General features: G+C 41.3%; 20 protein-coding genes and 2 tRNA genes. 15 read left to right on the plus strand and 7 right to left on the minus strand.

Going from position 1 to position 21,217, the window contains the following annotated elements; all coding sequences use genetic code 11:
* Positions 1-21: 21 nt before the first annotated feature.
* A complete protein-coding gene (locus tag J8M01_RS20480; protein WP_192506197.1) occupies positions 22-483 on the plus strand; it encodes a DUF2721 domain-containing protein in 462 nt (153 codons plus the stop codon).
* Positions 484-552: 69 nt separating this feature from the next.
* Here J8M01_RS20480 and J8M01_RS20485 read toward each other — a convergent pair whose 3' ends face one another.
* Positions 553-4,047: a S8 family serine peptidase gene (locus J8M01_RS20485; RefSeq protein WP_192506198.1), complete on the minus strand. Its 3,495-nt coding sequence runs from the start codon at positions 4,045-4,047 to the stop codon at positions 553-555.
* A gap of 380 nt (positions 4,048-4,427) precedes the next feature.
* On the opposite strand from J8M01_RS20485, the gene J8M01_RS20490 reads away from it, so the two are divergent.
* Positions 4,428-4,877 (plus strand): cytochrome c, encoded by a 450-nt coding sequence (locus J8M01_RS20490; RefSeq protein ID WP_211059160.1) that lies wholly within the window; start codon positions 4,428-4,430, stop codon positions 4,875-4,877.
* A 57-nt stretch (positions 4,878-4,934) separates the two neighbouring features.
* Here the strand turns inward: J8M01_RS20490 and J8M01_RS20495 are convergent, their stop codons facing one another.
* Positions 4,935-5,582, minus strand: coding sequence for a cytochrome b/b6 domain-containing protein (locus tag J8M01_RS20495; protein WP_211059161.1), 648 nt, complete (start codon positions 5,580-5,582; stop codon positions 4,935-4,937).
* Between the two features lie 46 nt (positions 5,583-5,628).
* On the opposite strand from J8M01_RS20495, the gene J8M01_RS24260 reads away from it, so the two are divergent.
* A complete protein-coding gene (locus J8M01_RS24260; RefSeq protein WP_282100538.1) occupies positions 5,629-5,754 on the plus strand; it encodes a hypothetical protein in 126 nt (41 codons plus the stop codon).
* An 18-nt stretch (positions 5,755-5,772) separates the two neighbouring features.
* Here the strand turns inward: J8M01_RS24260 and J8M01_RS20500 are convergent, their stop codons facing one another.
* On the minus strand, positions 5,773-6,927 hold the full coding sequence (locus tag J8M01_RS20500; RefSeq protein ID WP_211059174.1) for an iron-containing alcohol dehydrogenase: 1,155 nt from the start codon (positions 6,925-6,927) through the stop codon (positions 5,773-5,775).
* A gap of 172 nt (positions 6,928-7,099) precedes the next feature.
* Between J8M01_RS20500 and J8M01_RS20505 the strand changes: the two genes are divergently transcribed.
* Together J8M01_RS20505 and J8M01_RS20510 are read left to right on the plus strand one after the other, a co-directional pair.
* Entirely contained in the window at positions 7,100-7,963 is an 864-nt protein-coding gene (locus J8M01_RS20505) for a LysR family transcriptional regulator (protein WP_211059162.1), read from the plus strand.
* A 52-nt stretch (positions 7,964-8,015) separates the two neighbouring features.
* A complete protein-coding gene (locus J8M01_RS20510) occupies positions 8,016-8,495 on the plus strand; it encodes a glutathione peroxidase (protein ID WP_211059163.1) in 480 nt (159 codons plus the stop codon).
* 61 nt (positions 8,496-8,556) lie between these two features.
* On the opposite strand, the gene J8M01_RS20515 is transcribed toward J8M01_RS20510, so the two are convergent.
* Complete coding sequence (locus tag J8M01_RS20515) at positions 8,557-8,739, minus strand: hypothetical protein (protein WP_211059164.1); 183 nt, start codon at positions 8,737-8,739, stop codon at positions 8,557-8,559.
* Between the two features lie 303 nt (positions 8,740-9,042).
* Between J8M01_RS20515 and J8M01_RS20520 the strand changes: the two genes are divergently transcribed.
* Positions 9,043-9,825, plus strand: coding sequence for a DUF2884 family protein (locus tag J8M01_RS20520; protein ID WP_211059165.1), 783 nt, complete (start codon positions 9,043-9,045; stop codon positions 9,823-9,825).
* A 62-nt stretch (positions 9,826-9,887) separates the two neighbouring features.
* Here J8M01_RS20520 and J8M01_RS20525 read toward each other — a convergent pair whose 3' ends face one another.
* The gene (locus tag J8M01_RS20525) at positions 9,888-11,330 is read right to left on the minus strand and encodes a PLP-dependent aminotransferase family protein (RefSeq protein ID WP_211059166.1); all 1,443 of its coding nucleotides are present in this window, start codon (positions 11,328-11,330) and stop codon (positions 9,888-9,890) included.
* A 132-nt stretch (positions 11,331-11,462) separates the two neighbouring features.
* Here J8M01_RS20525 and J8M01_RS20530 point away from each other — a divergent pair, with 132 nt between their 5' ends.
* A complete protein-coding gene (locus J8M01_RS20530) occupies positions 11,463-12,374 on the plus strand; it encodes an EamA family transporter (RefSeq protein WP_210997402.1) in 912 nt (303 codons plus the stop codon).
* A 46-nt stretch (positions 12,375-12,420) separates the two neighbouring features.
* Here J8M01_RS20530 and J8M01_RS20535 read toward each other — a convergent pair whose 3' ends face one another.
* Positions 12,421-13,260: a YegS/Rv2252/BmrU family lipid kinase gene (locus J8M01_RS20535; protein ID WP_211059167.1), complete on the minus strand. Its 840-nt coding sequence runs from the start codon at positions 13,258-13,260 to the stop codon at positions 12,421-12,423.
* Positions 13,261-13,544: 284 nt separating this feature from the next.
* Between J8M01_RS20535 and J8M01_RS20540 the strand changes: the two genes are divergently transcribed.
* The 5 genes from J8M01_RS20540 to J8M01_RS20560 all read left to right on the plus strand — a co-directional run bounded on the left by J8M01_RS20540 (position 13,545) and on the right by J8M01_RS20560 (position 18,242).
* Positions 13,545-13,682, plus strand: coding sequence for a hypothetical protein (locus J8M01_RS20540; protein WP_211059168.1), 138 nt, complete (start codon positions 13,545-13,547; stop codon positions 13,680-13,682).
* Between the two features lie 190 nt (positions 13,683-13,872).
* Positions 13,873-13,963 (plus strand) — tRNA-Ser (locus J8M01_RS20545).
* A 19-nt stretch (positions 13,964-13,982) separates the two neighbouring features.
* A tRNA-Ser gene (locus J8M01_RS20550) sits at positions 13,983-14,075 on the plus strand.
* Between the two features lie 240 nt (positions 14,076-14,315).
* Positions 14,316-17,021: an ATP-binding protein gene (locus J8M01_RS20555; RefSeq protein WP_211059169.1), complete on the plus strand. Its 2,706-nt coding sequence runs from the start codon at positions 14,316-14,318 to the stop codon at positions 17,019-17,021.
* A gap of 93 nt (positions 17,022-17,114) precedes the next feature.
* Entirely contained in the window at positions 17,115-18,242 is a 1,128-nt protein-coding gene (locus J8M01_RS20560) for a GNAT family N-acetyltransferase (RefSeq protein WP_192506269.1), read from the plus strand.
* On the opposite strand, the gene J8M01_RS20565 is transcribed toward J8M01_RS20560, so the two are convergent.
* Positions 18,222-18,815 carry a DUF938 domain-containing protein gene (locus J8M01_RS20565; protein WP_192506210.1) on the minus strand — a complete coding sequence of 198 codons (594 nt, stop codon included), beginning with the start codon at positions 18,813-18,815 and terminating at the stop codon, positions 18,222-18,224. The genes J8M01_RS20560 and J8M01_RS20565 overlap by 21 nt on opposite strands.
* Positions 18,816-18,987: 172 nt before the next feature.
* Between J8M01_RS20565 and J8M01_RS20570 the strand changes: the two genes are divergently transcribed.
* From J8M01_RS20570 to J8M01_RS20580, 3 genes are read left to right on the plus strand one after another with little or no spacing between them, the layout of a single operon-like run.
* On the plus strand, positions 18,988-19,167 hold the full coding sequence (locus J8M01_RS20570; protein WP_192506211.1) for a hypothetical protein: 180 nt from the start codon (positions 18,988-18,990) through the stop codon (positions 19,165-19,167).
* A gap of 53 nt (positions 19,168-19,220) precedes the next feature.
* Positions 19,221-19,622, plus strand: coding sequence for a hypothetical protein (locus tag J8M01_RS20575; protein ID WP_247671215.1), 402 nt, complete (start codon positions 19,221-19,223; stop codon positions 19,620-19,622).
* A gap of 8 nt (positions 19,623-19,630) precedes the next feature.
* A complete protein-coding gene (locus J8M01_RS20580; protein WP_211059170.1) occupies positions 19,631-21,007 on the plus strand; it encodes a class II fumarate hydratase in 1,377 nt (458 codons plus the stop codon).
* Positions 21,008-21,217 lie beyond the last annotated feature (210 nt).

The following is a 21,217-nucleotide window of genomic DNA, read 5'->3' on the forward strand; positions in this document are numbered from 1 at the left end:
GCGATAATAACAGAGGTCTAAATGAGCAATGATATAGTAAATATATTAACCATGGCTAAAGTCATACAAACAGCTGTTGCACCCGTCTTTTTGATCACAGGTATTGCAGCAACGCTCGGTGTTTTATCAAATCGACTCGCCCGTATCACTGACAGGGCAAGATTACTTGACCGAAAAGTCAACTCTAGTCAAGATGACGCTTTGAAAGCATCTTTATGTACTGAGATGCGTGCCCTATTAAAACGGTCTCGCTGTATCCACATTGCTTTTAGTATGAGTGTCTTAAGTGCTCTGCTAGTGTGTGCCGTCGTGATGCTACTCTTCACTTCACACCTATATAAAATACCAGTGGGTATCACACTCTCAAGCTGTTTTATTGCGGCAATGATGTTATTGATGGGGGCATTTTTAGCGTTGCTTGCTGAAGTATTTTTAGCCACTAGAAGTATGCGTCGAGGTATGATTTTTAAAGATTTAGAATAATACAATCACCTTATTCAGCACAAAAAAAACGCCAGTCATTGACTGGCGTTTTTAATTTTAGCTATCAACTTACTTTTGTTTACGACGACGTAGCGCAGCAAACGGAGCAGCCAATAGTGCTAACCAAGCCAAAGAACCTGAAGAAGAACTTGTTGATGCTGGAAGTACTGTTGGCTCTGGAGCCGGTTGCTCAGCTTCCGTATCAACTGTATTCGTAATTGTTACTGTCACTTCAGCAGCTTCTGATGCATTACCAAATACATCAATTGCAACAACCATTAATTTCGCTGTGTTGTTACCTGCTTCGAAATCAAGCACATCAGCATTAGCAACGATTACTTCGCCGTTCATGTTTACTGTGAAAGCAGTGTGTGAAGAAGATTTCACAAAATACTCTTTAACTTCAAGGGTATTTTCTTGTGCTTCTAACTCTAACTGACCAATCACAGTATCTTTCGCTGTATTTTCTTCTACTGAAAACTCAGCTGAATTCAATTTCGGCGCTGTGAATGGATTTTCATTTTCTAATACTGCTGGTGTTACCGTTGCCATTACACCTTCGAGCTCACCAGAAGTAAGTGCAAATGCAGAATCAGCATTGATGTACGCTTTTTCACCCGGCTTAATCTCAGTAACAGCATCACCTGCTGCATTTGTGAATGTTGCAGGAGATGTTGCGAATGTGGTTGTACCCGTTAGTGTATCAGTTACATCGTATGCACCAATCTGATAGCCGTAACCTACTGACGCTTCAATCGTGATTGCATCACCTAGGTTTTTCTTCTCAAGACCGATGATGTCTGAACAACCAGAGAAAGTCACTGTGTTCGAACCCGCTGTATGATACATGCTCGTTAACAATGCCCATTGTGGTGCACCATCAACAATAGGACCACTAACTGTACGTGAGCGGCCAGGTACTGCAGCACTGCGGCCTACATCACTATACTGCGCTAATGCGTAGTCGTAAGTACCGTCGTTATCAAGGTCTAAATTCATTGCATAACCACCTGCTCGACGCAAGTGTGTTAGCTCATCGCGTAGCATGATTGAAGCAGTAAATGCCACACCAGTATCACACCCTTCAGCCGTCACAGCGTTAAATGTAGTGGCTAAAATGTTGAAATCTTTTTCAGACTTACTTACCTCAGTACCCGTTGCAACTAATTGCTCTGACATAGGGGTAATATCTTTAAAGCCATTGTTTGTTGCAACAACTTTAACCTTGCCGTTCATTAGCTCATAACCTAGCTCTAAGCCAACGTTCGCTTTTGGTAGGGCATGATAAACAATGTGTAAATCATGGTCACCTTCAGTATTTGGGTCATCAAAGACTAAAGCGCCATCAAATTCAGATAAAGTCAATGCAGGGCTACGCTCAGCTAGCTCATCAGCATTAAGTGGGTTCTTCAGTTTCCACTCAGGTAACTTAGCAGGGTCAATCGTCAAGGTTACATCAAACTCAACAGTTTGACCTGCTGGTACAGTAACAGATTCAGGCATTTCCCAGCTAGCAGCCCCCGTTGCAGCATCATTTTCATAACGCGCTTCAGTGCGAAGGTTATAGGTCTTAGCTTCGTTTGAGAAGTTTTTCAATGTCACAGTTTTAGTGTATGCCGTTACTTCTGACACATTCTCAAAACCAAATGACAACGCCGCTTGGTTAGTATCAAACTCTGAGTGATAGACCCATGCCGCAACCGGTGATTTAACTGCTTTATCAACGTTCACTAAACCTGCACCAATCAAACTAATAGGTGCCAATGGTGAATCAGGGTTAATCGATGTTGCTTCAACTGTTACGTTCAGATCAGCAGTGTTCATGATGGTTGCTTTAATTTCGTATGCATTACGCTCTGGTAACGCTTCACGAACAAGTGCCACAGCACCTGCTGTCATTGGGCCTGAGAACGAAGTACCCGTTGCGCCTGCAACCTTATCTTGTGTGCCCGTTGCTGCAACTTGAATATTCACACCTGGCGCTGTGATTTCTGGTTTTAATAGACCATTCACTGAAGGACCACGTGAAGAGAAGTCTGCAACTGCACCAGCAACATTCTTCATCTCAACTTGAATCGCGTATTCTGCTGTTTCACCTGCTGCTAATTTGTCTTTTATCGCTTTACCCGCTTGGAAGTTCACACCTACAGAGAAGATAGTGACTTCTGTAGAGCTGCCACCCATTGGTGCTGGAGTACCATTGTCGGTGTTATTAGCAATCAGTACAAATGCCGCACCTTTAGCTTGTGCATTTAATACTTTAGTGACGAATGCACATGCACCACGGTCAATCAATACCGCCTTACCTGTGAAATCCACGTCGTCAGCAAATGCATCACAACCATTTTGGTTTGCATCAGGGTATACAAGCTCTGCATTCGTGTTGCTGAACGAGAACGCGTCCTGTGGACCAAAGCTTGCAGCTTGAATAACAGTCTCAGCACCTGCAACAGTACCTGATGCAATACCTTCTTCTAATGTTGGGTGTGTCATTGCACCCACTGATAGTGCATTTGGTGTCGTACTTGGACCACCGATACGGAATGGATGGTCACCGTCATTACCTGCTGAAATAACCATATTCACACCCAAATCAACAGCGCGTTGAATAAGGTATTGTGTACCACTGCCTGTGTATGTATCACCGAACTCACCACCGAGAGACATGTTGATCACATCTACACGGTCTGAAATATCGCCATCCCCATTAGGATCCATTGCTGACTCGAGTGCCGCAGCTTGTGCTGCGCTTGGACAACCACCACCACAGACAGAATAAACATATAGCTCAACGTCTGGTGCAACACCTGTCACTGAGTGAGAAACCGATGTACCATGACTTGTTGGTGAGTCTTCTTCAGTAGGAACCGCTGGATCATTCTCAATTGGATCCGCATCGTTACGCATATAATCGTAACCGCCTTTGACTTGACCTTGAGGCCATGCAACCGTTGTTGGATCGGCTTGAGCAGCTTCATACGCTTCAACTGTACCGGCAGCTTCATTGAAGATTTTGTGAGTATAATCAATACCCGTATCTAGTACAGCGACCTTTTGGCCCATACCTGTAGCCAAACCTTCAGTACGTACTGGCGTTGCTTTAATGTAGTCAGATGATTCTGCAATGTGCAATTCAGAATCAAACATAGGTAACACACGTTCTACGCGTGCGTCTTTTTCAATCGCTGCTAGCGCTTCTTTTGACGCTTCAACAATCAGTGTAGGGGCTAAAACACGTGTTTGACCAATAACTTTTGCATTGAAGTCTAAACTGTTTAGTTCAAGCGTTAACGCTTCTTGAAGTTGTGAAATTTGCGCCATTGTTGCACGTGCATCACCCGACTGGTATGTGCCTTGTGCATATAAGCTCGCCGCTGACGTTGCTTTCAGTACGATTAAATAAGAAGTTGGCTCATTCTTTTTCGTATCTTGCGCTGTCACTTTAACAGCATCAAAATTGGCAAAATTATTTACCATATTTGCCGTGTTTGCAGAAACACCCGCTGTGAGTAGTACACTACCAACCGCAGCTGCAATTGTTGATTTCTTGATTAGCTTAGACATTAAATTCCCCTAGGACTTGTTGTTAACTGTTTTAACAGCCACCATCTTTATTGTTAACCCTCACATTGGTAACTATTACGTTTGTTGATCTTATTTGACCAATGCGAAGGAACATTAATATAGTGTGAAAGTGCCAACGTAATCAACACCGAAAATACACAAACTAAATCCCCTATTTACATACAGTCAAATAAAAACCATAACCAACTGAAATTACTGGGTATTTTTTTGTAAAAAAAAGTAAACAACATCATCATAAAAGTGACTTATCTCATTTTGAATTGGCATATTGACCATCATTCAAGCCAAGTGATCGCATCACGCTTGCCTTTTCTAATGCATTTACGTAAAACATAAGTCACATAACTTAGGGGCAAAACATGAAAAAACTGATTATATTAAGTGCATTCTTATCCGCTATATCAACGAATGTAGCGGCAAACTCACTCTTTGATAAACCAGAAGACGCTATCGAATATAGGAAAGCTGCATTTCAATTAATTCGTTATCAAATTGGTGACATGGGTGACATGCTCAAGGGAAAGGTGCCTTTTGATGCAGATAAATTTGCTCAGCGCGCTAATAATGCAGCAAGCCTTTCAAGCCTGCCATGGGAAGCATTTACAGCTGGATCAGATAAAGGCGATACAAGTGCATTACCGGCAATCTGGAGTGACAGAGCTAAATTTGACGCTAAAGCTAAGTCATTTGCGGAATATGCACAAGCACTCGCGGTTGCTGCACAATCGGGTGATAAAAAAACCATTGCACCTGCTTTTAAAAACTGGGCTAAAGGTTGTAAAGATTGTCATAAATCTTTTAAAGACTAGGTTTATACTACCGGGCTAAAGTATAAAACGGTGTGAACACACCGTTTTATCTATTGTCTAACCGACGTTAAATAAAGCCATCAAAGGCTCCTGACCCCATAAATACAATACCCCAGTGGAAAGCACAACAAAAATGATATAAGCCACCTTTCCGGACCGCATAAACGGCTTATCCGCCGATTCTGTGGTATACCCCGTCACCAATGTCTTAACCAGTTTTTTTCCTTTCATGCGGTAGAATGCAATCGCACCAATATGTATTCCAATCGCCATCAGTAACAAGTCAATGTTGTCTCGATGTAAATCATTAGCAAGCTCCACCCATGCATATGGCACATACTGTACTAACGGTCCTTCAATTAATATATCGTCACTACTCATTAACCCACTTAATAGCTGGATGAATATCAGAGTAAAAAAGACTAAAACCATCACACTTCCAGCTGGGTTATGCCCCGTTGTCGGTTGATCTTTTAGTAACGCATTCATTACAGCCTTAGGCGAGTGAAAAAGTGAAGCTAACCGCGCGGTACTACTGCCAAAGCAACCCCATATAATACGAGTTAACATCAATGCCAACAACACATACCCCGTTACGAAGTGTAGGTCCAGCCACCCCTCATCACCACTGATATACAAGATTGCAATCCCGCACACCAATAACCAATGAAACCCCCTAACAAAGCCATCCCAAACTTTAACCATTGCGCGCCCCTCTAGTTTCTATTTGGTTATTTGAATCGCTTTGAGTATGACAAACTCTTTAGAGCAACGCATCAATAGATGCGATGAAAGTCTGACCTTATCAGCTAAAATTGCGATAGAATGGCAAGTTATGTCTCATGCCGCTGTGATATATCATACATCGTCAAAATAACAAGCATTGTAACGTGCATTACACGCTCGCTAATAATATGCGTTTACTTTTTTCTAAGGTAACAGCTTGATGTTCACCTAATGCCACCATACCATGGCGTTCTAATTGCGCACATACTTGCTGTGCAACCTCTTCATCCAAACCATGATCACTAAAACGTGTAGGCATATTAACCTGATGAAAAAACTGTTCAGTCAGCACGATTGCTTCTGAAATAGCCCCTTCAGGATCTGTAATATCTAAGCCAAAGACTCGTTCTGCATACTGTAATAATTTTTCACGCTTTTCTTGCCGCTGCTGTACCATCATACGAGGTAAAACAATCGCTAAAGTTTGTGCATGATCTAACCCATATAAAGCGGTGATCTCATGACCAATCATATGTGTTGCCCAATCTTGTGGTACCCCAGCGCCAATCAAACCATTCAATGCCATGGTTGCAGACCACATAACATTTGCGCGTGTTTGATAACTGGCTTCATCATTTAATACTTTAGGCCCCTCTTCAATTAACGTTAATAGTAATCCTTCAGCGAAGCGGTCTTGAACTTTGGCATCGACAGGGTAGGTTAAATACTGCTCCATAGTATGTACAAACGCATCAACAATCCCATTAGTCAGCTGGCGCTTAGGAAGTGATTGCATCACATTTGGATCCAGTACGGCAAATTGAGGCTGTACTAATGCAGACGCAAACGGTAGTTTGTCTTCAGTTTCAATGTTTGAAATAACGCTGAAACTATTTGACTCAGATCCGGTAGCGGGCAACGTCAGCACCACACCAATTGGCAGTGCTTTACTAATTTGTGCGCCCTTAGCAAGAATATCCCAAGGCTCTGCGTCAAACATCGAGGCCGCAGCAATAAACTTACACCCATCAATCACAGAACCACCACCAACGGCCAAGATAAAATCATAACCTTCAGCTTTTATCAGCTCAACAGCACGCATACATGTTTGATAACTCGGGTTAGGTTCAATACCAGAGAACTCACCCCACTCAAATCCGCCTAGCGCTTCAACAACTTGATTATAGATCCCATTTTTCTTAATACTGCCCCCACCATATACCACCAACACCTTAGCGCTTGCCGATATATTGTGCTTGATTTCTAAAATCTGTTGCGCACCAAAGTGAATATGGGTTGGGTTTACAAAATTAAAATTTAACATTACTTTACTTGCTCCGATAACCGAGATGTTGTGATCTGTTTCACCTTTTGATTGTGCGTAGTTTAATTTCAATATAGATAAACAAACAGCTGTCAAATGGCAAATTACCTTTGCTACACAGCAATAATAAAGCGTATATAATGAATTTATCTATATATAGAGGGGTCATATCATGTGGCAAGGGTTAGATGTTTTCTTAGCGGTTGTTGAACACGGCAGCTTTAGTAAAGCAGCCAATGTACTTGATGTATCAACATCTTACGTTAGCAGACAAATTCAACAGTTAGAGCAGCGTCTTGGTACCATATTAATTCATCGCACCACACGTACCCAAAACCTCACAGACAGTGGTCGAGAATATGCGATTAAGCTTAAAGTTATTCAGCAGGAGCTAGTCGATGCAACAAATCATATTCAGGGTATTCAAAGGCAACCCAAAGGGTTAATTCGCATCAGTGGGGCTGGGGATTTTGTCGCCAACAGCATTGCCCCCATTGTTGCTGAGTTTTTAAAACGTTACCCTGAAGTAAGCATAGAGTTTGATTTTAATAATCGAAATATTGATTTAATAGAAGAGGGGTTCGACTTAGCCATTCGCTTTGGCAGGCTTCAAGATTCGAACCTCATCGCGCGAAAGTTGTGTCATCGTCCTATGAGTCTTGTCGCTAGCCCTGAATACATAGCAAACACCCCTATCCCAATTCATCCCTATGAATTGGCCAATCACAACTGTTTAATTGCTATTAATAACCGCTGGCGGTTTAATATTACTCAGCAAGTGGAAGAGATTAAAGTAGCAGGCAATTGGCGTAGCAACAATCCGCACGCTATTCTCAATGCATGTATACAAGGGTTAGGAATTGCACATTTAGCACAAGATATTGTTGCCGAGTCTATTGCAAGTGGCAAGCTCATTTACCTTTTGCCAGACTTTCAAGTGCAAGATAATGCCACGTGGTTAGTTTACCCACGCAAAGATCTCATGCCGTATCGAGTACGGTTATTAATTGAGTTTTTACTCGAACACGTTAATTAAGTGTATGCTAGAGTAGTTGTTATCATTAAAAAGCACAAAAACAGGACCTCTTATGGATACCTTTTATCAGTTTTCTGCCACCACATTACAAGGCCAACCATTCGACTTCTCGTCTTTGCAAGGTAAAGCGGTGCTGATTGTAAACACAGCAAGTGAATGCGGCTTAACACCGCAATACGAAGGGTTACAAGCGCTACATCAGCAGTATGCTGAACAAGGGCTAGTGATAATCGGCTTTCCCTGTAATCAATTTGGTCAACAAGAACCCGGTAGTCCAGAACAAATTCAGCAAGGTTGCTTAATTAATTACGGGGTTGATTTTACCATCATGGAAAAAATCGACGTCAATGGAGAGCATACTCACCCTGTTTATATTTACCTTAAAGCACAGTTACCCGGTCTGTTTGGGCAACGGATCAAGTGGAACTTTAGTAAATTTTTAATTAACAAAGCAGGGCAGCCAATCAAACGTTATGCCCCCACAACAAAGCCCAATAAGCTACGCAATGACATTGAAAAAGCGCTAGCATAGCGCTTAAGGTTTAAGTTAAAGGCACCGTACTTCTGAGCTTATTTATATCTGATACACTTACCTACTCCAAATAATCAAAGTCGTTATCACCAACATCTTTACGCAACCGCTTCTGCTCAAGATAGTCTTCAATCTTACGTTTCACTTTACGTCTTTGCTTATCATGTTGATTTCGCTCTAACTCATCAAATTCACTAGCTGTAAAATCATCATCAAGCCCATCATATGAATATGTTTTACCCACAGTCTGCTCCAATCACGTTACAAAAACAGCGTATCCACGTTCATCAAGTGGCTTACTGCTGTTCACTTCTTAGTGTTTAGTTCGAAATTACCATTCTGAACAATGAGAATTTTTTATCGTGTAAATAAAAAATGCTTATCCATCGTTTTTTGTGGTCAACTTCGCTAAAATTTAGTCTTCTTTACCATTTAACCAGCTCTTTCATCACAACTAAAAAGCGTATGCAATTGATAAATAACAAAAATAAAATTGGCATTCATCTTGATTATTAAAAACTAACCCAATTAAAATCAAGGCATTGTCATGAAAAAATTACTTATTCTCGGCGCATTTGTTACCAGCTCTAGCGCATTTGCAACCCATAGTCACTCGTTGCAATTCAACTCCGATGAGTGCCTGGTTGAGTTCAAAAATGATGTAATGATCACACCAGAACAATTACACATCACCACGGCACAACAAAGTAAGTGGACAATTAATGACAGTGGGGACGTATTAAAGGATGGTGAAAGAGTGTCCCTAACACCAACACAACAAGATGCCATGCGCAACTACGCTGACTCGTTACGCGTTCAGTTACCAAAAGTAGCAAATATTGCGCTAGAAGGTGTAAAAATAGCAGGGGTAGCATTAGATGAAGTAAGCAATGCACTACAACTAAACAGTCTGGGCTCTATCGGCTCCGTACTCGATGAGCTGCATCTTGAAATTAACGAGACCTTCTACCAAGACGGTGCTTTTGTTATGGGGAAGCAAACATTTGACCAATTTGGTAATAACTTCGACCAACAGTTTGAAGAACGGATCGAATCAGCACTCCAAGGTGCCATGATGGAGTCTATTGGTAGTATTTTAGTGGCAATTGGGTCTGAAATGACGAATTCAAATGGTGATATGAGTAGCTTCGAGCAACGCATGGAGACTATGGGACAAGCCATAGAAGAAAAAGTTGAAATGCAAGCTCGAGTCATAGAAAAGCAAGCAAATCAACTATGCGGTCAATTTGAAGACATAGCCCAAAAAGAACAACAGTTAAGCCAAAATATTCCCGAGTTTGCAGGTTACTCTGTTTTTAACGCCCAATAAAGGTAGCCAATACGCAACGTTGAAAAACTATCTCCCAACTGAAATAGTCAGTCAATAACTGGCTATTTTTTTGCTTCAGGCAAAAGCTGACCTAATAAAGCAATGGCCTGCTCTACAACCTCACTCCATACTAAGCCATAACTCATGCGTATACATGATTCATATTGCGTACCCGCGCTAAACAGTACACCTGGTGTAATACTGACCCCTTGTGTAATGGCCAATTGAAACAATTTGGAGCCGCTATATTGACGACCCAAATCGACCCAAATAACACACCCTCCTTGTGGATCGCTCAATCGTACTGAACTTGGAAAATATCGACGCAATGCAGCAACCATCTGCGCTTTATTATCTAGTAAGCGCTTACGCATCAGCTTTAGATGCCGGTCATATTCTCCACCAGCCAAATAGTCAGCTAGCACCCATTGATTCATCAATGAACTGGAGCAACTTAACGCTCGTTTTAAACGTCGTGCTTTTGCAATATGAGGACCCGCCACCATCCAGCCAACACGATAGCTTGGCGCTGCCGTTTTTGAAAAAGAGGCGCATGTAATAACATGGCCCGATGATGTAAAACACTGAGCAGGCTTTCCACGTCGCTCAGTAAAGTGCAGATCCCCGTAAACATCATCCTCAATCAGCGTGACCTGATGTCGCTCTAACAACTCAACCAGTGCCCTGCGACGAATATCTGGCATAAACGAGCCTAACGGATTATTGATACTTGTAGAAAATACACACGCCTTTATATTATGTTTGAGCAACGCTTCATTTAAATCAGACAGCCATACACCATCATCGGGACACACTGGAATTTCAATGGCTCTCAGTCCAAGACTTTCCACTAGTTCCACAATACCAAAATAGCAAGGAGACTCGATAGCCACCACATCCCCAACGCAGGCAACACACTGCAGTGCTATGGCTAACGCTTCTTGAGCCCCATTGGTGATCACGAGCTCTTCTGTATTAACTGCTAAACCCAAATCTAAGTAACGGTATGCAATTTGCTGCTTTAATCGGTGTAAGCCATCCATTGCACCATAACTCAGCATACCCTCCCCCATGTTGTGCATAGCTCGACGCATTAATTTCGCTAATACCTTTTCAGTGCTGGCAACCATCACTGGATTCGCAATACCAAATGACACAACATGAGGTTGATGAATCGCGTCATACACCTGCTCTATAAGTTGCTGTTTATTCACCACAACCGGTTTTTGCGGCAGCTTGACCCGCTTAGGCATTGAGCTGCTGACCTGTGCGGCTTGTAAGAAATAGCCCGATTTCTCTTGCGCTCTTACCTTACCTTGAGCCTCTAATGTTTGATACGCCTGCTTTACAGTGGGAATACTCACCTCAAGCTTACTTGCCATTGCTCGCAATGATGGCAGCTTATCACCAGGACATAAAGTGCCTTGGCAAACCATATCATCAACAAGTGTGATCACTTGCTCATACAAAAATCGTTTGTGCTGTTTCGAAATAACAAAACTCATATACCACTCATCTGTATAGGTCTTTTTTTACTTATTCTGTATATAGCATATACACATTAAGTCTCTACAATAGTACATCTTCTCATCATAATAAATAGTAAGTTTATACTTACAAACCTTAAAGGGCATGAAATGAAAAGTATACTACTGTATACAATGACCGTATTAATTTGGGGGTCAACGTGGTTAGCGATTGAGTTTCAGCTAGGTGAAGTTAATGAAGTTGTCTCATTGTGCCTCAGGTTTACCCTTGCAGCCATTTGCATGTGGGCTTATGTCATTATAAAACGCATGCCCATGCGGTTTAACCTTAAAAACCATTGCTTTTTCATTTTGCTCGCAATGGGGAACTTCGGCTTGAATTACTTGATGCTGTACTTCGCACAAGGGTATCTAAACTCAGCCATGGCATCCATTGCATTTTCTCTACTTTTAGTGCTCAACATTATCAATACGCGCTTATTCTTTGGCAAGCCCATTGCCAAAAGAATATATTTTGGCGCTACGTTCGGGTTATTCGGGATTACCGCACTTTTTTGGCATGACTTACGACAATTTGACCTCAATAGTGGCGCGATAATTGGCCTAGGACTTGCGCTACTCGGTACATTAATTGCCTCATTCGGCAACATGGTCAGCGTAAGAAATTCAAATAACAACATTGGCGTTTTACAAGGCAACGCATGGGGCATGCTATATAGCAGTATACTGCTCGGTGCCTATGTTGTTTTAGCTGGTGAATCACTGATCATTCACGCCAACTGGCAATATTGGAGCTCACTTTTATACCTCGCAGTGTTTGGTACTGTTATTGCTTTTGCAAGCTACTTCTCATTGCTTAAAAACATAGGGCCTGAAAAGGCCAGCTACATTATCGTGTTGTTCCCTTTGGTCGCTGTGCTATTGAGTACATATTTTGAAAACTTTACTTGGCAATCGAATACTTTCATCGGCTTTAGCTTAGTGCTGCTAGGTAATGCCATTGTACTTACCCCTTTTGATAAACTGAAACTACATTTAATTCAATCCCCAGTGAGAAGCTAAACCTTGTCACTCAAACGCCGTCAGTCATTGACGGCGTTTATTTTTATTACAAAATACATATTTCAATCGCTTTCGGAAAACAACTAACGTGCGCTGGAGTTTCTCCTATGATCTCTCCATCGGCTTCTATATCTAAACCCACAGCATCAATACTAAATTGCTGTGACTCTGTTTTATGTACAATCGATAACCGCTCATGTTGAGCGAACAGCATTAACAAAAAAGTCATCAGCCTTGTAATAAGTGAATCGGCATGAAATTCTAGGCAAGTCAGAGTCCCACTTTGAGCATCAGCGCTAGGCGCACAAGGCAGACCTGCTGCAAAGTATCGACCGTTCGCTATCAACATCATCATCATAGGAGTCGGGTGACCGAGCGAGCTTGCAACCTTCACACTTTGGTACGAAACAAGGTTCAATAGCCCAGCCCAAACATAACTTAACTTATTTCGCTTGCTCTGAGATTTGATTGACCTCACTACTTTCGCACTGAAGCCAACCCCCATCATGTTGACGAAGTACCGCGAATTTACCTTGCCTACATCAATCGCCGAATATTTAGTTGAAAAAATACTCCGCCGCCACTGTGACAATGAATAACCAAACTGCCTTGCAAAGTCATTACCTGTACCTGCAGGTAACAATGCCAAGCGGCAAGTTAACCCCACAATGCCATTGATCACTAAATGTAACGTTCCGTCGCCACCGATAACGACTACAACATCTTGTCCTTGCGATAACTGACGGATACTTTTTACATCATTAATAAAGTTTCCCGTGGTAAAAAACCAGTCACAAGTCACTTTTTTACATTGAATTTGTTTTTTTACCCAATCTACGTGCCGCTGAGTACTCACTGCAGTACTTGGTTTCACTACAACCAGCATAGAACCCCTAAATAATTAAATTAATTAATATGAATAATTAGTCAAAATAAAACTCAAAAAAACCACAAAAAAAATAAAAATCAAAAATAAACAACAAAATACAAAAGAACAAAGCATTAAAAAACTGAATAAAATTGCACAATAAAAAATAAACAAAAATAAAAAAACAAAAATGCATTAGTTTTACTTATCCGAAAGCGGTAATTTTTATCGCTTTATTTTTAATCTAATCGCACGCAAAATAGCCTTGTTTTACATACTCTTTGACTTGATAGGAACCGACCATGCTTAATTCTGCAACCACTTATAATGAAACTGTAACATCAACACCAACACCAACCAAAGTACGCTTTGACTGGATGACCTATTTAAATCGCTTCGGTAAATTATATGCTTTAAGCTTTGTGTCTCTTCTTAAGTAATGACCTTGTCACTGAGGTCACCACCTATTAATGAGTGACCTCTAATAAAAAATTCACCTACTCCAACTCCATAAATTTACGACATTTTTCTTGTTTTTTTAAATAAATCACGAAAAACAGTGTAAATTTTGTGCAAACAGTTCAAAAGTAGTTTACAGCTGCTCTTTCGCTAAGTATTATCAGTGGCTCTGGAGAGATGGCTGAGTGGTCGAAAGCACCGGTCTTGAAAACCGGCAAGGGTTTGTAGCCCTTCTAGGGTTCAAATCCCTATCTCTCCGCCATATTTTACAGTTTTGCGCCGGAGAGGTGGCCGAGTGGCTGAAGGCGCTCCCCTGCTAAGGGAGTATAGGGTTTGTAGCCCTATCGAGGGTTCGAATCCCTCCTTCTCCGCCATTTCTTATAAGAAACCGCACTTTTTAATAAAGCGCGGTTTTTTTATGCCTAATATGTTTTGTAGTAGCATCATGCCTTAAGTAATATAAATACTATCATTTGGCCGTTTAATTTTATCGCTCATGCACCGCTAGCTATTTAAATCGACGTATTAAAGTTGCACTAAACATCAACTTACATCCGTGCCTTCATCAAAAAACGCGGCTATACTCAATGAGCGAACCATTACCCTAAAACTCTATGACGTTAACTTTTAAGCACAATTGGCAAAGCTGGCTCTGCTATGCACTTTTTGTATTTGGCTATTTCTGTTCCGGGAAAGTACTCAGTGCTTTTGCTTTTCAAGATCAAGTCCTTCCTATTTGGTTGCCTGCTGGCATAGCATTAATTGGCGTGTATATATGGGGCTGGCGATTCATCCCTGGATTACTGTTTGCATCATTCGCTTTTAATTGGGGTTCTGTATATGGCTGGCAGCCACAAACGGTGCCTTTTGCAAACGTAATACAAACGTTTATTGTTGCTACCGGCGCACTCATTCAAGCAACGTTAGGGGGTTACATTTTACGCGATTGGCTAGGCCACCCACTCCTCCTCAATAGTCGCAGACACATTGTTTATTTTGTTTTAATCCTCGGTATTGCCGTTAATCTCATTTCAGCAAATATCGGCGTGCTGTCTTTGAGTTTTTACCATCCGGATTATCACTTTTCAGACCACTGGCAGAATATGCTGGCATGGTGGCTTGGTGACTCCCTCGGGGTACTCATTTGTGCGCCCGTGTGCCTTATTCTAGTTAACCCCTGGCTTAATAAACCGGTCCCCAAGCATAACTTATTGGGTACTTTGAGCGCCTGTATCGTACTCTTTTTCTCAGTTGCTATGACAACCTACTTATATAATGAAAACAACAATAAAAATGCACATATTGCAGCTGAGCGCGAAGTGAAAATTATCGAGCATATTATTTATCGATATGTGAACCGCAGTATGCTTGCAGTTCAAAGGCTGGCTAACCAACTTCAATCAACGCCAAACTTTGACCGTCAATCTTTTATGGATATCAGCAACGAAATAAGAAAAGAATACACTTTCATCCGCGCTCTATCTTGGAACGCTTATTTAAAGCAAAACAAAAAAAGTGCAATGAATGAGCAATTAAAAACACTTTATGGACCTAATGTTAAAATTAAAGGTCAGCCACTGTTACTCACAGATCCGATGGTTGTAGTGAAATATATCTCCCCAGAACAAAGTAACTACGGTGCGCTTGGGCTTAATATTTATGCCAATCCACAACGACAAGGGGCACTCAAAAAAGCACTCATTGCACAAGAACCCCAAGCGACTCATATTATATTTTTAGTACAAGAAAGCCGCCCATCTCCAGCTTACTTGCTTGTATCACCTGTTTATGAGCACTTAACTAAGCAAACTCACTCACTCAAAGGGTACGCAACGGGAGTCATTCAAGTAGACATTCTGTTGAATGAGGTATTAAAACAAGCCCAAGCACAACGATTTGATATTGCGTTTTTTGACGATAAAAATGATCATGCTTTTTATCAAAGCTATGAAGGGCAAAAAAAAACAACGACAACTAAATGGGTTGTTCCTTTGCATGTTGCGGGTCAAAAGTGGCATATGAAGCTGTCAGTGAAAGATGCATTCACTTCCCACGTAAACAAGTTGCAAACTTTATTTTTATTGACGCTGCAGTTAACCATTACGGCACTGATAACATTTATTTTATTACTCTTTAATTATCAGCATCATGCCTTAAATAACCTTGTGGAGCGACGAACCCAATCATTAGCAAAAGCGAAGCAGCAGTCAGATGAAGCCAACCAAGCAAAAAGTCGCTTTTTAGCAAACATGAGCCACGAAATTAGAACTCCTTTAAATGCCGTCATCGGCTTCGCTTCTTTGGCTATTGATAATCAAAATACCGCCCAACTGCAAAACTATATCCATCGAATTGGTTCCGCATCAAAAACCTTATTAAACCTCGTGAACGATATTTTAGATATCGCGAAAATTGAGTCAAACCGTTTACACCTAGATAAACATACTTTTGAGCTGCAAGCTTTATTAAAACGAATTGACTCTATGTTTGCGACCTCAGCAAACAACAAAAATATTACTTGGACAATCCATCACAACTTACAAAATGAATGCTGGGTCAAAGGCGATGAAATGCGCATTGAACAGATCCTGATTAACCTTTGCAGTAACGCAGTAAAATTCACTCAGCATGGTGGCATTAACGTAAAATTGGAAGTGGACGAAATAGCACCGCATTGCCAATTGCTATTTAGCGTCACAGATACAGGTATTGGTATCAAGGCATCTCAATATAAAGATGTTTTTAATGCCTTTAACCAAGCTGATAGCTCTACATCTCGTGAATTTGGAGGGACGGGGCTTGGCTTAGCTATTGCTAAAGAACTCGCAGAACTAATGCAAGGTAGCCTATCAATTGACAGTCAAGTGGGACACGGAAGTTGTTTTACACTCAGCATCAAATGTGAATTAAGCCAACCACCAACAATTCACAAATTAGAGATTGATACGCAACAGCTGCACAAGCTACATATCTTAGTTGCCGAGGATAACCCTGTTAATAAGCTTGTCATTAAAGCGATGCTTGATACATTTAAAATAAGCCATACGATCGTAGAAAATGGGCAACAAGCAGTCAATGCCGTAGATGTAGATGAGTATGATTTGATACTCATGGACTGCCAAATGCCTGTTATGGATGGCTATCAAGCAACGTCACTGATAAGACAAAAAAAAGATGCGACACAACTCCCCATCATTGCTTTAACCGCAGACGTTATGCCAGAAGACAAAGCACATGCCCTCGCAGTTGGATTTAATCAGCACCTAGCAAAACCTTTGGAGCGTGATAAACTTGCCCAGTGCTTAGCACAGTACTGTTAAAGCATATTTACCTTAGAGATTTGGACTACGATACCTTCTCGCGTACGATAAGGACTTATGCCAAATCGAACTATTTAATCACCGTGACTTGTTATTATTATGTTTAGCTCTCAATTCTTTAGCGAAATCTCAACCATTGGACTACAACAATGGAATACTCTAGCGCAACATGATTTATTCTGCCGCTATGAATGGCTTGCGGCACTTGAGCACAGCCAATGCGTCACTCATAAGACTGGCTGGCAGCCTCAGCATTTAGCGGTTTATCAAGATTCACAGTTAATTGCATTAGTGCCTGGCTATATTAAATCTCACTCATATGGCGAATATGTTTTTGACTGGTCTTGGGCTGAAGCATACGAAAACCACCATTTAGCTTACTACCCGAAGTGGCTCTCTGGCATTCCATTTACCCCAATAACAGGGAGGCGCATACTTACATTAGAGCTCACTGACGAAATAGTGGAATATATTTGCCAAGTATTGCAACAAGCAATGACCCTAAAGCAATGGTCTAGTACACATATCAATTTTTTGACCGAAGCAGGGCATTTTAGTAATACTATGATGGTTCGCCATGCCGTGCAGTTCCATTGGCAAAATAAGTACTTTCAATGCTTTGATGATTTCTTAGCAACCATGACCGCCCGAAAACGCAAAATGATTAAAAAAGAGCGCAACCATATCTCTGCACAATCACTCGACATTGTGTGGTTAAGTGGCGACGATATCTCTACGGAACATATGCAAGGCTTTTTTGCTTGTTATCAACAAACCTATTTAAAACGCTCAGGCCACTCAGGCTACCTCAATTGGGCATTTTTTAATGAGATTAAGCACTCAATGTCGAATAATATACATTTGTGTATAGCTTACAGCAACCAAGCCCTCGTGGCCGCGAGCCTTTATCTAAGCGATGGTGACACTTTATATGGAAGATACTGGGGATCTCTCGCTGATTATCAGCATCTCCATTTTGAATTATGTTATTACCAAGGCATTGAATTTGCGATACACAATAAACTTAATCGCTTTGATGCTGGTGCCCAAGGTGAGCATAAATTAACGAGAGGCTTTGAACCTGTTATCACCTATTCAGCCCACCAAGTCGCACATCCAATGTTTGCCAGCGCAATCACAGACTTCATAGCTCGGGAGCGTACGCACGTAGCGCAATACGCCGAACAATGCCTCACTCAGCTACCTTTTAAAGACCAATAATCGGTTATTCGCTGGCATAGCGTGATCTGCTAATAAGTCGAGCCCACTTTGATGCGCCAACTCTATGATCCATTCAACATCTCGGATCCCACTGCGCGGATCTCGTTGCAACAAATGTTGGTGAAATGCGGCATTACTACTGCTTGTAAACTGCCCATCATAGTTAAATGGGCCATAGATAATCAATAAGCCCTGTTGGCGTAAATGTTTTTTTACTCCTAGAAAAAATCTTTCTACTAAGTCTTTACTCACAATGTGTAATGTATTCGCCGTATAAATGGCTGGCACATCCTCTAGAGGCCAAGCATTCTGTAAGTCCAGCTCAATTGGCGCGTTTAAGTTACTTAGTTGCGCATCATGATGCCAACTTAAAATACCCGCATGATTGACGGCTCGATCGCTGGCTTGCCATTGTAAATGTGGTAAAGCATGAGCAAAGTGAACACTGTGTTGCCCTGTTCCAGAACCAACTTCTAGGACTTTTTCACATGTGGCAAGTAAGGGTTTTAAAATATTTAAAATAGGCTCTTTATTATTTTCACATGCCTGAGAAAAGGGTTTATCTACACTCATATATGCACCTTGATCATTCATCTTTGCGCTATATTGATGCAATATCAATTGCAAATTGCAAGTATACACAGCGAAAAAAACTTAACACCATGTTTTATATGTCTTTTTGTTATTGGCACAATCACTGCTTTATCTACTATGTAATATATTAACAAACCATAGGACAACAATTATGTTTATTTCAACAATTACACATATGCCCATCAATGACACAGGCTTGGTTAACGAGCATGACGACAACTTATTTGTCACTAGTGAAGAATATCGTAAAGAAGTACAAGATCTCTTAACGCCAACAGAACAAGAAGATGTGCCAGCCACAGCATACACCTTTATACTCGGTTACAACTAGCCATGACCACACGCACTCTTCTATTGCGCTAAAACCCTTTTAGTGTAATGATAATGGTTATCGTTACACTAAAAGGGTTTGCTATGCATCCTCATCAGGCTGTCAGCTCTTATTCTCCAAAACTAGCCACTCATTGTAAAAGACCCCAGCTCGAAGCGCCCATGGTTGTGGCACAGTTTATCGATGCCGGTATCACACTTGCCAAATGGTACGGATGCAATAAATGCATGTTGTTACAAGAGCTATATTTAAAGAGAACCTTTGATGAACTACTCCATAACATTGCTGACCCGCTAGTGCATCAAGCATTGCGACAGCAATGTCAAGACCAGCTTTATAAACCACTACTCGCATTAAAACGCTATTATAAATCCATTCCACATGGCAGATCTCGCTTCCTAAAAATAGAACATGAAGCACGAGTTATCAGCCATATATTTAACCCTTATTCTTAGGAGTCAGCATGACCACCTTTCGCCAAGCTTCAGACAGTATGGGTACTTTAGAAGTACCTGAAACCGCTTTATATCAAGCGCAAACTCAACGAGCCATCAATAATTTCACAGTCAGCAATCTAACCATGCCAGCCGCTTTCATCCAGTCACTGGCTTATATCAAACAAGCAGCTGCTGAAACTAATGCTGAATTAGGACACTTAGATGCAGATATAGCGAAAGCCATCATCAGTGCTGCGCAAAGCATTATTGATGGAGAACATTTGGCACATTTCCCTGTAGATGTATTTCAAACAGGCTCAGGCACGAGTTCAAATATGAATGCCAATGAAGTGATTGCCACGCTTGCTAGTCAGCAAAGCGGCCTAGATGTCCATCCAAATGACCATGTTAATATGGGGCAAAGCTCTAATGATGTCATACCAACGGCCATTCACGTAAGTAGTGCAATCGCTGTTATTTATGACTTATTACCTGCACTTAAGCACCTTTCACAGAGTATTGAGCAAAAATCAGCAAGTATTGGCCATCATGTAAAAACCGGTAGAACGCATTTAATGGACGCTATGCCGGTAACATTTGCACAAAGCCTAAGCGGGTGGCAGCATCAAATAGATAACGCGTATCAAGGGATACTAACAAGCGTTGAAAAAGTATTTGAACTAGCTCAAGGTGGCACTGCTGTCGGAACCGGCGTAAATGCAGACGCTAAGTTTTCTAACTTATTTAATCAATACCTCAGTAGTAATGTCGGAATTCGCTTCTCTGCAAGTCAAAACTTCTTTTACAGTATTGGCTCTCAAGATGCCATTGTTGCACTGTCAGGCCAATTGAAAACGTTGGCTGTCGCTAATATGAAGGTTGCGAATGACCTTCGCTGGATGAATTCTGGACCATTAGCAGGCCTCAGCGAGATTGAGCTTGAAGCATTACAGCCAGGTTCTTCCATTATGCCCGGCAAAGTAAACCCTGTAATACCTGAAGCTGCAGCGATGGTGAGTGCTCAAGTTATTGGCAACGACGCAACAATTACAGTGGCGGGCCAATCTGGTAACTTTGAACTGAATGTTATGCTACCAGTTATTGCCCATAACATATTAGAAAGTATCGATGTATTATCTAATGTAAGCCGTTTACTTGCCGATAAAGCCATCTCTAGTTTTGAGGTAAACGAAGGCAACATAAAGAAAGCTCTCGCTAAAAACCCTATATTAGTGACCGCATTAAACCCTGTTATCGGTTACGAGAAAGCAGCAAAAATTGCTAAATTAGCTTACAAAGAAAGCAGGCCAATCATTGATGTTGCCAGTGAAAATACCGATCTATCCATCGAAGAACTTACCGCATTACTCGACCCAAATAAGTTAACCCAGGGCGGGCTATAAGCTTACTTTAGGCCATTGGTTTAATACTTTTAAGCGTCAATGGCCTTGTATCGTTGTGAAAACAAAGGCAAACTGGATCATAAATAACTCAGGATACCCTTACAATGCAACAATTGCTCATCAGTGCGCTTTTGCCTCTTTTCATAATCGGATGTGGGTCTACAGCTCAAACAGCTCAAACAGCTCAAACAGCTCAAACAGCTCAAACAG

The sequence above is a fragment of the Pseudoalteromonas sp. MMG005 genome (genome assembly GCF_018101015.1).
GTDB lineage: Bacteria > Pseudomonadota > Gammaproteobacteria > Enterobacterales > Alteromonadaceae > Pseudoalteromonas > Pseudoalteromonas aurantia.